The sequence below is a fragment of the Sphingomonas psychrotolerans genome (assembly GCF_002796605.1).
Lineage (GTDB): Bacteria > Pseudomonadota > Alphaproteobacteria > Sphingomonadales > Sphingomonadaceae > Sphingomonas > Sphingomonas psychrotolerans.
In genome coordinates this window covers 4,465,127-4,477,599 of record NZ_CP024923.1, presented here as the reverse complement: position 1 = coordinate 4,477,599, position 12,473 = coordinate 4,465,127, and the positions used below count along the sequence as shown (strand labels likewise).

Here is a 12,473-nt window from a genome sequence, read left to right as displayed (position 1 = left end):
ATTGCGCCTCGCCGACGCGCCGGCGGCGCTCGCGTTGATGCGTCGAGCGGAGGGCGGTCTTGGCCGGCTGCCCGACGAGATGGACCTCCCATGGATGGAAGAGGCGCTGGCAGGCGCGCTGATGGGCGGCCTCGCAATCGGCGCGTGGGAGGGCTCGCATTTGGCAGGGATGATAAAGACCAGCCGCATGCCCTCCGTCCAGTTCCAGCACGTGCTTTGGGATTTGACGGTCGCGGTCGACCCCGAATCCCAGGGCCGCGGCATCGGCTACAGGCTGCTTGCGGAATTGCTTGCGAACGCCGCGGCTCTGACGCCGAGGGTCGAGCGCGTGGAACTGGTCGTCAGGGAAGGCCTCACGCACGCGATCCGCCTCTACGAACGTGTCGGCTTCCGCCGGGAAGGTCGGTTCGAACGGCGATTCCGGCTATCCGATGGGACCTATGAAGCCGATCTCCCAATGGTTCTATTCCTGTAGCTCCCGGGTCGAAGCCTACCTGATGACGAATGCCCCCACCTGGCCGATCAGTCGCCCTGCTCCGCGCCGATCAGGAATTCGACATTGCCCTCCGGCCCGGTGATCGGGCTCTGCGTGATGCCGCGCACGTGCCAGCCCTGCGCCGCGACCCACCCGGCGACTTCGCGGCAGACGCGGTCATGGACTTCCGGGTCGCGCACCACCCCGCCCTTCCCGACTTCGCCCCGCCCCGCCTCGAATTGCGGCTTGATCAGCGCCGCCAGCCGGGCATTCGGTCTGGCGAAGCGGAACGGTGTTTCGAGCACCTTGGCGAGCCCGATGAAGCTGGCGTCGCAGACGATCAGGTCGACCGGCTCGGGGATGTGCGCTTCGGTGAGAATGCGCGCACTGGTCTGTTCGTGGACGATCACCCGCGGGTCCTGGCGCAGCTTCCAGGCGAGCTGGTTGGTGCCGCTGTCGACCGCATAGACGCGCGCCGCGCCGCGGCTGAGCAATACGTCGGTGAAGCCGCCGGTCGAGGAGCCGACGTCGATCGCGACTGCGTCGGTGACGTCCCAACCGAAATGGTCGAGCGCGTGCGCCAGCTTGATCCCGCCGCGCGACACCCAGGGATGATCGCGGCCGCGCACGTCGAGAGCGGCGTCGTCGGGCAATTGCTGGCCCGGCTTGTCGACCTTGCGATCGCCGGCGAAGACGAGCCCCGCCATGATCAGCGCCTGCGCGCGGGTGCGGCTCTCGGCCAGCCCGCGGTCGACGAGCATCTGATCGGCGCGTTGCTTGGCCATGGGCCGCTTTAGTCGCGCCTTCACCCGCGCTGCAACAGTTCCGGGCATAAAGACGATGGCCAGCAAAGGTCAGGTGATGCACAAGTCCTGCTCAACTTCGGGGGAAGACTTTCCATGACACCAGGTCCGGCATGCTTCGCGCTCGTCCAGCGATTCGAAGGTTGCGCGAAGAAACAGATCGACGGCAACTTCACTGCCTATCCCGATCCGGGCACCGGCGGCGATCCGTGGACGATCGGCTGGGGCACAACCGGGGCGGACATCAAGCCGGGGGTGATCTGGACCCAGCAGCAATGCGACGATCGACTGGCCGCAGATATCACCAGCTTCGCCGCCAGGGTGTCGGCATTGCTGGACGGCGCGCAGACCAGCCAGCACCAGTTCGATGCGCTGGTCAGCTTCGCCTACAATGTCGGGGTCGGCAATTTGTCGAGCAGCACGCTGCTCAGGCTGCACAAGGCCGGCGATTTCGCCGACGCGCAGCAGCAGTTCGGGCGGTGGAACAAGGCGGCGGGGAAAGTGCTGCCGGGGTTGACCACGCGGCGCGCCGCCGAGGCCGCGCTGTACGGTAGTTGAAACGGAACGTTTCGCGCGCCGCGGCGCTTGAGCGCCCCATGGCGAGACAGGACGATCCTGCGCAGATTCGGGCGCGCTTCCACGACGTAGTGAACATGAGCGCCGGCGAGATCGAGAAATGGCTCGAGACCGACGAGAGCCAGGCGGTGGGGTTCAAGCGCGACGGCGGCGAGAGCATCGGTCACGCCTCGGGCCGACAGATCGTGCATATCCTGCGCACGCCCCCCGAAGAACTCGACGGCGGCGACTATGCCCATATGCGCAAGGTGGCCGGCTTCGTGCGGCGCCATCTCGCGCAGGGGCCGCATCAGGAGCACCGGATCCCGGGGTCGCGCTGGCGCTATTCGCTGATGAACTGGGGGCATGATCCGCTGAAGGATTGAGGAACACGCATCCGCCAAACCCGTTGAAGCCGCGAACCAAAGGGAAACCGCGATGGCAAACGACACAGGCAAGACGAAGACCACCAACCGGCAGCGCAAGCCCGCCGCGAAATCCCGCGGCAAATCGCTGGCGCTCGGCACGCTTTCGATCGGCGCGATCGCGGGCGCGTTCGCGGCCGCCGCCTTCGCATTGCTCAAGCGGAGCAAGACCGCGAGGGGCAGCGCCGGGCATGTGCCGACCGACCTGATGGGCGACGCGCATCCCGGCCCGAACGACCGCGCGATCGATGCCTTCCGACCCGACCCCACCGCGCCGATCCCCGCAGGCGAGCGCGATGCGTTCCGCCCCGCGCTGGCAGGCGCTTCGGCACCAACATTGGTGAAAGGCGAAGCGCGCGAGAACGAGCGGCTCGACGCGGCGCCGTCCTGACGCTTTGACCCGGCGCAACTTTCCCGGTGCCCAAGCATTCCCTCGCTATCAGAATATATGCACGGGAGAGTAGATATGCGCGCCATCCTCTTGGGATTGCTGGCTGCGGGCACGCTCGCGAGTTGCGCCGACACCGGTTACGGGCCTTCATCGAGCTATGACGGCTATCGCAGTTATGACTGGAACCGTCCCGATCCGTCGTACGGCGGCTATCATGCCGACCGCTATTACCGCGACGACCGCCGCTATCGCGAGCGCCGCGTGTCGCGCGACGAGCGCGTCTATCGCGGGCAGGACGGGCGCTATTATTGCCGCCGGTCGGACGGGACGACCGGGCTGATCGTCGGCGGCGTCGCCGGCGGGATCCTCGGCAATATCATCGCGCCGGGCGGATCGGAGACCTTGGGCACCGTGCTCGGTGCTGCCGCCGGTGCTGCGGCGGGCGCGGCCGTCGATCGCGGCTCGAACAAGGACGTGCGCTGCCGTTGACTAACCGGAACGCGGCGGCATGCTGTCGCCGCGTTCCACTACCCTGGGGGGATCCGACATGACCACACGTACCGCGACTGCCCGCTACGAGGGCTTCGGCAAGGACGGCAAGGGTCGGCTCGACAGCCCGTCGGGCGTGCTCGACGCGACGCCGTACAGCTTCAACACCCGTTTCGGCGACGAGAAGGGCACCAACCCCGAGGAGCTGATCGCGGCGGCGCATGCCGGCTGCTTCACGATGGCGCTGAGCTTCGCGCTGGCGAAGGCCGGGTTCAGCGAAGGCAGCCTCGAGACGACGGCCGCAGTCAAACTCGAGCAGCAAGGTGACGGCTTCGCGATCACCCATTCGGACCTGACGCTCAACGCCGAAGTCCCCGGCATCTCGCCCCAGCAGTTCGACGAGCTCGCAGCGGGGGCCAAGGCCAATTGCCCGGTCTCGAAGCTGCTCAACGCCGAGATCACCCTCAGCCATACGCTGGCCTGAGCGCGATACGCGCCGAATCTCCACCAGTCGGATGGGAATCCGCTGGCGAGGGGTTCGGCGGCGGTGTATCGTGATTCGTTAGCTGATGGAGTACGCGATGGCGACTGCGCTGACCCTCCCTGCGAATCTCTCGCTCGTCGAAATCTCGGCGGCTGCCACCGCGCCGTGGCGCGACCTGTTCGCCGCCCCGGCGCAGGCGCATGTCCCCTATCGCGCCGACACGCTCTCCGAGCGCAACCTGCTCGGCGCGCGTCTCGATTCGGCAGTCACCCGCGCCGAAGGCGCAGTGCTGCTGGTCGCCGAAGGCGCCGGCTGCTTCGCCACTGCCTGGTGGGCGCGGCTGTCGCCGGCTTCCTATGTTTCGCGCGTCGCCGGCGCCTTGTTCTTCGATCCGATCGCGGACGAGGAGGAGAATGTCGAGTCGCTGATGGATACGTTCGCCTCGCCGCGCACGCGCCTCCCTTTCCCCTCGATCGTGCTCGGGCGCGATGATCGGCGCACGGCGCTCGCCGCGCGGGTGCAGGCGCTCGCCGATGGCTGGGGCAGCGGGATGATCGCCGGATCGCGCAGCGATGTGGATGGCCCGCTGCGGCGCACCCGCGGGATCATCGCCCGGTTCACCGCCGGCGTGGTGGCACGCGAAGTGCGCACCGGACGGGCATTGATCGGGCGGGTCCGCCCGATCCGCTGAGCGGGCTCAATGCTCGCGGAACGACGACCAGAAGCTGCCGAGAAGCGGCTCGAGCGCGTAATCGAGCGCCGTACGCTTGCGCAGCGGGATCAGCACCTGCACCGGCATCCCCGCCCTTAACGCGAAGCCGCCGCCGCGGACGTCGGCGATCAGACGGAGCTGATCGCGCGGCACGGTGACCTCGCCGGTGAAATAGCTCAGCCCGCTTTTCTCGTCGACGAAGCTGTCGGCCGACAGCCGGGTGAGCTTGCCTTCGAGATTGGGCAGGGTGCGCTCGTGGAGCCCCGAGAATTTGACGAGGGTGCGCTGCCCGACCGTGAGGTCGTCGGCATCCTCGGGGGCGATCCGCGCCTGGATCAGCAGCGGCGTGCGCTCAGGGATCACGTCCATCAGCTTCTGCCCCGGCGCGACCACGCCGCCCGGAGTGAACACCGACATCCCGACCACCGCGCCGGTGGCAGGCGCGCGGATCGCAGTGCGCTCGAGCTGATCGCGCGCCGCGGTCCAGCGCGGCAGCACGTCGCCGAGCCGCGTCTCGACGTCGCGCAGATCGGCGGCGCTGCGCTCGCGGAAAGTGCGCTCGGCCTCGAGCACTTGAATCTCGGTCTCGCGCGCCGCGCCGCGGGTTTGGGCGACGCTGGCGCTATACTGGCCGCGCTGGCCGATCAGCTGGGCGCGTGCGCGCTCGAGCTCGCGCATCCGGGTTTCCGAGACGAAGCCCTTTTCGGCAACCGGCCGAAGCGCGGCGATCTGTTCCTCGATCAGGCGGAGCTGCTCGGCGGAAGAGACCACTTGCTCGCCATAGCCCTTGCCCTGCTCGCCCGACTGGGCGACCCGCTGGCCGAGCGCGCCGCGTTGCGCCGCCAGCACCGAAGTGCGCGCCTGCAGCTCGGTCTGCTGGAGCCGCATCGCAAGCGCGGCCTCGGCGCGATCCTCGGGCGGCAGTAACGCGAATTCGCGCGGCTGGACGATCCGGGTCCGCCCGAGCTGCTCGGCCTCGAGCCGCGCACGCTGGGCGAGCAGCCGGATCGCCTGCGAGGCGAGCGCGCGCTCCTGCGCCTGCACTTCGGCGGCGGCAAGCTGGACCAGCAACTGCCCGCGCTCGACGCGTTGCCCTTCATGGACATAGATGCGGCCGACCACCCCGCCGTCTCGGTGCTGGACCGACTGACGCTGGCCCGACACGACCAGAGTACCCTGTGCATAAGCGGCCGCGTCGAGCCGCGCGAACGCCGCCCAGCCGAGAAAGACGACGAAGAACAAGGCCGCGATGATCGCGCCGGTGCGGATGTCGCCGCGCGGATCGGCGCCGACCGGCGCGGGCGCCGTCAGTGCAGGCGCGGCGGGGGAGAGGAGAATCGGCACTGTCATCCGTTCGCCTTTGCCGCAGGCGGCGCCACTTGCCGCAGATTGGGCGGGGCGATCTTGGCCATGACCTCGTCGCGCGGGCCGTAAATCTCGGCTCGGCCGTCGCGCAATACCAGCATCTTGTCGACCACCGGCAGGATGCCGAGCTTGTGCGAGACGACCAGGATCGTGTGCCCCTCGGCCTTGAGCGCCGCCAGCGCCGCGACCAGCGCAGCATCGCCTTCGCTGTCGAGATGGGCATTGGGCTCGTCGAGGATCAGGATGCGCGGGTCGCCATAGATGGCGCGCGCGAGCGCGATGCGCTGCGCCTGCCCGGCCGAGACGCCGCGGCCGCCGAGCTTGAGCTGATGGTCATAGCCGTTCGGCAGCCGGCGGATCAGCGGATCGGCGCCGACCTTGCCTGCGGCAGCGACCACCGCCGCATCGACGGTCGCCCTGTCCTCGCCGAGCTCGCCGGCGAAGCGCGCGATATTCTCGGCGACCGAACCGGCAAACAGCGCCGAATCCTGCGGCAGATAGCCGATATGGCGGGCGAGCTGCTCCGGATCCCAATCGCGCGTGTCGGCGCCGTCGAGCCGGATCGTGCCGCGATCAGGCGGCAGCGCGCCGGCGATCGTGCGCGCCAGCGTAGACTTGCCCGCGCCGCTGGGGCCGACGATCGCGACGACTTCGCCGGGCTCGATGCGCAGCGACACGGCGTTGAGGATCGCCCCGTCGCGCGCCTCGTTGAGCACAGTCACGCCTTCGAGCACGATTGCGCCCTGCGGCGGCGGCAGGCGTGTCGGTTCGGGCTGGGCGATGGTGCCTTCGAGCAATGTATTGAGGTTCTGATAGCTCTGTTGCGCCTGGACGATCGTCTTCCAGGTGCCGATCAATTGCTCGATCGGCGCCAGCGCGCGCGCGATCAGGAACGAAGCGGCGAAGATCGCCCCGCCCGAGATCAGATTGTCGACCGCCAGCAGCGCGCCGAGCCCGAGTGCGAGCGATTGCAGCGCCAGCCGGGTGAATTTGGTGGCGGTGAGATAGCTGCCCGCCGCGAAGCTCGCCTCGGTCTGCGCGGCGAGCATCGCCTCGCGCTGGCGCAATTGGCGCGCGACCATCGCGCGGCGCATGCCGAGCGCGCGAATGCTGTCGCTCGACGCGAGCAAGGCATCCTGGTTCGCATAGGAAGTGCCGGCGATCAGCTGGGCGCGGTCGAGCCGGCTGCGCGTCGCGCGCTCGTTGGCCCAGGCGATCAGCGGCAGGATCGCGCAGCCCAGAATCGCCACCATCCCGATCCAAGGATGGACGAGGAAGCAGACCAGAATATAGATCGGCACCCACGGCGCATCGAACAACGCCAGGACCCCCTGCCCGGTCAGCGTGCCGCGCATCGTATCGAACTCGCGGAGCGCCTGCCGCGCGATGGGGAGATCGGGCCGGCCCAGGGTCGCGTCGAGGATCAGCGGCGCGAGCGTGGCGTCGAGCTGGACCCCGGCGCGCACCAGCAGCCGGGTGCGGATGCGATCGAGCAGCGACAAAGTCGCCAGTGCGAAGAGCAGCACCATCGTCAGGAAGGCCAGCGTCTGCACACCCTGCGTCGGCACGACGCGATCATAGACCTGCAGCATGTACAAGGTCGGGACGATGTAGAGCAGATTGATCAACGCACTGAAAAACGCGGCCGAGACGAAGTGTCGCCGACACAAAGCCAGCGCCGCGCGCATCGCTCCCAAGGATCGTTCAACGCGCATCGATAGAGTCCATGACAAGCCATGCCCCGCGACCGGAAAGGTCACGGGGCACGACTTTGGCCTTGATCTTCAGCTTAGGCAAATGATCAGAACCCGTGGGCGAGATCTATCATCCGCGCGGCGGACACGTCATTCGCCAGGCCCCCGACCAGGCCGCCGGCCGAGCCCCCGAAGGCGCCGTGCACGCCATCGAGGCTGCCGTCGATGGCGGGCTGATGCGTCGAATAATAGTCCGGCGCACCGTATGCGACCTTGCTGGCATCGCTGACGCCGAGCAGCGTGACGCTGCCCACGGTCAGCGAAAGGACGAGATCGTTGACGCCGTCGCCATTGACGTCCTGCACCCCGGTACGGGTGACACTGACCCCGTCGTCGAGGATGATCAGATCCTCGGCGGTGTTGAAGTCGTAGATCGTGTCGGCGCCGAAGGTGGCCCCGAAGTGGAAACTGTCCGCACCGGCACCGCCCCAGAGCTTGTCGTTGCCGTAACCGCCGACCAGCACGTCCCTGCCGTTGCCGCCCCAAAGCGAATCGTCGCCCATGTTGCCGAACAGCACGTCGTTGCCGTCGCCGCCGTCGAGCTTGTCGTTGGCAAGGCCGCCCGAGATCAGATCATGGCCACCGAGCCCGTTGATCGTGTCGTTGCCGAGCCCGCCGCCCCACAGCCGATCCTCGCCGGCAGTGCCGTTGATCGTCTCGGTGAAGAAGGTGCCGTTGCGGACCACGCCGTCGTCCACGCCGGTGACGGTGACGCTGACGGTGGCCGTGCTGGTCAGGCCGTTGGCGTCGGTGACGGTGTAGCTGAAGTGGTCGACCTGCGTCGCGCCCGGTGCCAGCGCGTCGAACGCATCATTGTCGGCGACATATTTGAGCGACTGGGTGGCGGCGTCGAAGATCACGCTGCCCAGCGTCGCGCTGGTATCGACTGCGCTGATGGTGGGAGTCTGGCCGGCATCCGGATCGCTGTCGTTGCCGAGCAGCGTCGCCCAGAGATTGGCGGTGGTGGCGTCCTCGTCGACCGCCACCGAGTCATTGGCGGCAACCGGCGCTTCCTTGACGTCGGTGACTGCGATGGCGAAGCTCTGCTGCGCGCTGAGCCCGCCGCTGTCGGTGACCTTGGCAGTCACGGTGTAGGCGGCGATCGCCTCGTGGTTGAGCGGCGCGGTGGTGGTGATCACGCCGGTCGCCGCATTGATCGCGAACAGCCCGCCGGCATTGTCGACCAGTGCGTAGCTGAGCGTATCGCCGGGAGTGTCGATCGCCGACACGGTGCCGACCACCGTACCCGCGGGCAAATTCTCGGCGACGCTGGCGTTGCTGAGCGCGACATCCTTCGGCGCTGCGCCGAGGCGCAGCAGCGCGACCTGCGAGTCGTGATCGGTGGCACGGCTGCCTCCGAACTCGGCGTTGAGGTGGACCGCGTCATATTGCGCGTTGGTCACCAGCCCGCCGGTCACGAGGATGTTGTCGATCAGCTGGGCGTTGCCGTTGAACATGTAGCTGTAGCGCTCCTCCTCGGGGAGAAGCGTGGCGAGATTGGTGAACACCCCGCCCTGCCCGGGATCGGTGAGCTGGGTCTGCGCCTGCTCGAAATAGAAGCCGTTCCAGTCGCCGAGCAAGGCGATGTTGAGCGACGGGTCGTCGGCGAGATGGTCCTGCACCCACGCCTTGACTCCCGCCGCCTGCGCAGTGCGCGCGGCATCGCCGGCGTCGTTGGCGGGCTGGTTGTCGCCCCATAAAGGGTCGCTGCCGAGGCGCGAGGTGAAGTGGACGTTGATCGTGGTGATCGTCTGCCCGGCAAAGGCGAATTGCGCGACCAGCGGCTTGCGCGTGCCGTTATATGCCGCTCCGTCGATCAGCTCGGCGCTTCCCTCGACATAGTCGACCCGGTCGACATTGTAGAAATAGCCGTTGCGGATGTTGCCGCCACCCTCGCCGCCGGTCGAGCCCGCGCTGGCGGGAGCGATCTCGACATAGGCGTAGCGCTTGCCCGAAGTGGCGTAGATCGCGTCGATCAGGCCCTGCGCAGTGACCGTGCCCGACAGGTTCGAGCCCGAACCGGCGCCGTCGGCATCCTGGATCTCCTGTGCCGCGATGATGTCGGGGGCGCCGAGATTATAGACGATGTCGTTGGCGAGAATGTCGAACTTGTTGTCCGAGCTGTCGAGATTTTCGAGATTATACGTCGCGATCGACAGATTGTTGGCATCGCCGTGCAGCGCGGTCTGCTCCCGCTCGAGCGTCTGGTCCTTCGTCGTGGTCACTGCCTCGGTGACGATCACTTCGTAATTCTCGAAGGCATAGTTCACCACGCCGGTGACGCTGCTCAATTGGTCGCCGATCGTGTAGCCGGGCGTGAAGCCGGCGAAGATGCCGCTATCGTCGTCGATCTGGATCTTCTCGGGGTTATAGTCGGCGACGCCTTCGCTGCCCGGCGAGATGGTGATGCCGCCGCGGTCATTGACTCCGCTCGCGCCGGTGCCGTGCGAGGCGACCACGTCGGTCTCGCCGAACCCGTTGGTGTTCGACACTGCCTGCGGCGTGTCGATCGTGACGCGCATGCCTTCCAGCGATTCCCAGAAGTCGACGCCGTCGGTGGCGGGATCGTAGCTGGTGAGGCCGTCATTATCGATTGCCTCGGCCGGCGGCAGCACGCCGCCCGCGCCGATCAGGACCGCGCTCGGCAGTGCGTTGCCATGGGTCTCTACAGTGACCGTCGGCGCAATGATTTCGGTGAGGCTGAGGCTGGCGGTGCTGCCCGCGAACTCGGCGACCGAACCGCGCACCGACACGCCGTCGCCCACTGCGACGCCCGGCGCGGTGTTGGTGAAGACGAAGACTGCGTCCGAAGTGCGCGCATTGCCGTCGCCTGCCGCCGACTGGAGATAGAAGCCGTTGGTGTCGACCGCAGTGACGATGCCGGTGGTGAGCACGGTCTGGCCGACATAGGCCGAAACATGGCCCTCGCCCTGTATCTGGCTGATCGTCAGCGCGATCGGATCGTCGTTGGTGATCGTGCCGATCGCGGCGGCATCGTCGATCACGACATTGCCGGTGGTGGCGCCGAGGCTGACCGACAGCGTCTCGTTGGGCTCGCCGACGAGATCGCCCTTCACCGCCACGACGATCTGCTTCGAAAATTCGCCGGGCGCGAAGCTGACCGTGCCGGAGAGAATTGCGCCGGGCGCGAGATCGTCCGCAGTGGCGGTGCCGTCGAGGTTGATGCTGTATTCGACGCTCGCGGCAAGCGCGGTGCCGCCGGCGCGATTGACCGTGAAGATCAGGTTCGAGGTGCCGCTGTCGCCTTCGATCACTTTGGCGTCGCCGACGCGCAAATGGCTCGGGCCGTTCGCCGGCAGGAAGGATTGGCCGCTGTTGAGCGTGCCGAAGCTGTCGTCCGATGCCCCGCTCCACGCGAAATCGGCCGCGCTCGAGCCATTGCCCTCGAGCTGGAGCGACAGCCCGACCGCGGGCGCCGGATCCTCGCTGACGCCGATATCGGTGCTGGTGACCCCGGCCGCCGGGGTGCCCGCCGCGGCAGTGAAGGTGCCTTCCCACGAGAGCAACTGGACGACGCTGCCGTCGGGAGCGATCAGCGCGACGCCGTCGGCCACGCCGTTCTGGATATTGGCCCGCGCAAAGCCGAGTGCGCCGAAGCCGTTCGATTCGTCGTCGATCACGCCCGAGAGCGTGAGCGTGTCGTAGACCGGCGCCGCGCCGGGGGTGTTCGAGCCGTTGTAGAAGACGAGCTTGTAGCCGCTGAGATCGGTCCCCGCGGCGCCGGCGATCTCGATCGCCTCGCCGGCATCGGTGCCGACATTGTCATAGTGGATTTCGTTGATGAACACGTTCGCCGCGGGCGCGGGCGGCGCGGCATCGTCATTGGTGATCGTGCCGGTCGCCACGGCATCGCCGAGCGCGACGCCGCCCTGCGGCGCGCTGAGCGTGACGGTGAAGTTGTCGTCGCCTTCGAACGTCGTATCGCCCTGCACGGGCAAACGAATCTCGGCACTGGTGGCGCCGGCGGCGAAGCTCACCGTCCCGCTGGCGGTGAAGGCACCGCCGAAGTCGCCGGCGGTGGCGCCGCCGAACGCGACGGTCCAGGTCGCCGAGACCGCACCGGCGCTGCCATCGGCGCGGGTGACGGTGAAGACGATGTCGTGGGTTCCGGCATTGCCCTCGACGGTGGTCGCGTCGGCGATGTTGAGCGTGCCCGGCTGGGGCGGAACCACGCCGGCGAAGCTCTGGCCGGCATTGACGCCGCCGGGGGTGTCGTCGGCGATCAGCGCCCAGTGGAAGTCGGCGGCAGTGGCGCCGCTGCCGACCAGGCCAATCGAGGTGCCCGAAGCCGAACCACTCTCCGAGACGCCGACATTGGTGCTGACGAGGCCCGCCGCAGGGCCGTTGGCGGCAGTGAAGCTGCCCTCGTAGCTGAGGAACTGGACGACGTTGCCGTCGGGATCGATCAGGGCGATGCCATCGGGTGCGCCGTTCTGGACGCCGTCGGCGCCATAGGCGACGCTGGCGGTGCCGAAGCCGTTCTGCTGGTTGGCGATCGTCCCGCTCAGCGTGACGGTGCTGTAGCTCTGCCCGTTCGCACCATTGTAGAGGACGATCTTCCACCCGGCGAGGCTGGTGCCCGCGGCGCCGGCGATCTCGACGAACTCACCGCTGTCGGCGCCGGCATTGTCGTAGTGAATTTCGTTGATGAACACATTGGCAGCCATGATCGATCCTCTGTTGACGGCCGTCGCGGCGCCGAACGGGCACCGGACGAAAGCAGCACTTGTAGGGAGACGCAGGAACTGGCGCTTGGTTAAGCACCGATCATGACAGCAACATTGCGCCGCTCAACCGACTTGTGCCGGGGAGCCGCCAACTTGTCCGCAAAGTTGTGGATAATTGCCCGATACATAGCGACAGGCGGCGGGAGCCAGGCTCTCCGCGTCCAACGATGGGACAGCCTCTTGGTCCAGCGAATCATGGTTAAGCGCCTGCCCGGCGTGCGCGGGCCCACGGTCGAAAATCCGGTGACAGGTGGGCGTCATATGGTCATGTT

At 67.6% G+C, this 12,473-nt stretch carries 11 protein-coding genes; 7 read left to right on the top strand and 4 right to left on the bottom strand.

The annotated features are described in order from the left end of the window. Position 1: 1 nt before the first annotated feature. The gene (locus tag CVN68_RS20285) at positions 2 to 475 is read left to right on the top strand and encodes a GNAT family N-acetyltransferase (RefSeq protein WP_158298993.1); all 474 of its coding nucleotides are present in this window, start codon (positions 2 to 4) and stop codon (positions 473 to 475) included. Between the two features lie 47 nt (positions 476 to 522). On the opposite strand, the gene CVN68_RS20280 is transcribed toward CVN68_RS20285, so the two are convergent. Then, the gene (locus CVN68_RS20280; protein ID WP_100283795.1) at positions 523 to 1,260 is read right to left on the bottom strand and encodes a TlyA family RNA methyltransferase; all 738 of its coding nucleotides are present in this window, start codon (positions 1,258 to 1,260) and stop codon (positions 523 to 525) included. Positions 1,261 to 1,374: 114 nt separating this feature from the next. Here CVN68_RS20280 and CVN68_RS20275 point away from each other — a divergent pair, with 114 nt between their 5' ends. The 6 genes from CVN68_RS20275 to CVN68_RS20250 all read left to right on the top strand — a co-directional run bounded on the left by CVN68_RS20275 (position 1,375) and on the right by CVN68_RS20250 (position 4,313). Further along, positions 1,375 to 1,836 carry a lysozyme gene (locus CVN68_RS20275; protein ID WP_100283794.1) on the top strand — a complete coding sequence of 154 codons (462 nt, stop codon included), beginning with the start codon at positions 1,375 to 1,377 and terminating at the stop codon, positions 1,834 to 1,836. Between the two features lie 38 nt (positions 1,837 to 1,874). Beyond that, positions 1,875 to 2,219 carry a DUF3140 domain-containing protein gene (locus CVN68_RS20270; RefSeq protein ID WP_100283793.1) on the top strand — a complete coding sequence of 115 codons (345 nt, stop codon included), beginning with the start codon at positions 1,875 to 1,877 and terminating at the stop codon, positions 2,217 to 2,219. A 52-nt stretch (positions 2,220 to 2,271) separates the two neighbouring features. Beyond that, entirely contained in the window at positions 2,272 to 2,649 is a 378-nt protein-coding gene (locus CVN68_RS20265) for a hypothetical protein (RefSeq protein ID WP_100283792.1), read from the top strand. A 75-nt stretch (positions 2,650 to 2,724) separates the two neighbouring features. Further along, positions 2,725 to 3,138, top strand: a complete 414-nt coding sequence (locus CVN68_RS20260; RefSeq protein ID WP_100283791.1) for a glycine zipper 2TM domain-containing protein — start codon at positions 2,725 to 2,727, stop codon at positions 3,136 to 3,138. 58 nt (positions 3,139 to 3,196) lie between these two features. After that, positions 3,197 to 3,622 (top strand): OsmC family protein, encoded by a 426-nt coding sequence (locus tag CVN68_RS20255; protein WP_100283790.1) that lies wholly within the window; start codon positions 3,197 to 3,199, stop codon positions 3,620 to 3,622. Positions 3,623 to 3,719: 97 nt separating this feature from the next. Continuing rightward, positions 3,720 to 4,313 (top strand): alpha/beta hydrolase, encoded by a 594-nt coding sequence (locus tag CVN68_RS20250; protein ID WP_158298992.1) that lies wholly within the window; start codon positions 3,720 to 3,722, stop codon positions 4,311 to 4,313. A 6-nt stretch (positions 4,314 to 4,319) separates the two neighbouring features. On the opposite strand, the gene CVN68_RS20245 is transcribed toward CVN68_RS20250, so the two are convergent. The 3 genes from CVN68_RS20245 to CVN68_RS23740 all read right to left on the bottom strand — a co-directional run bounded on the left by CVN68_RS20245 (position 4,320) and on the right by CVN68_RS23740 (position 12,141). Then, positions 4,320 to 5,684 (bottom strand): HlyD family type I secretion periplasmic adaptor subunit, encoded by a 1,365-nt coding sequence (locus CVN68_RS20245; RefSeq protein ID WP_100283788.1) that lies wholly within the window; start codon positions 5,682 to 5,684, stop codon positions 4,320 to 4,322. Then, positions 5,681 to 7,387: a type I secretion system permease/ATPase gene (locus CVN68_RS20240; RefSeq protein ID WP_100283787.1), complete on the bottom strand. Its 1,707-nt coding sequence runs from the start codon at positions 7,385 to 7,387 to the stop codon at positions 5,681 to 5,683. Before CVN68_RS20240 ends, CVN68_RS20245 begins: the two co-directional genes overlap by 4 nt. Positions 7,388 to 7,500: 113 nt before the next feature. After that, positions 7,501 to 12,141: an Ig-like domain-containing protein gene (locus CVN68_RS23740; protein ID WP_100283786.1), complete on the bottom strand. Its 4,641-nt coding sequence runs from the start codon at positions 12,139 to 12,141 to the stop codon at positions 7,501 to 7,503. Positions 12,142 to 12,473: the final 332 nt, after the last annotated feature.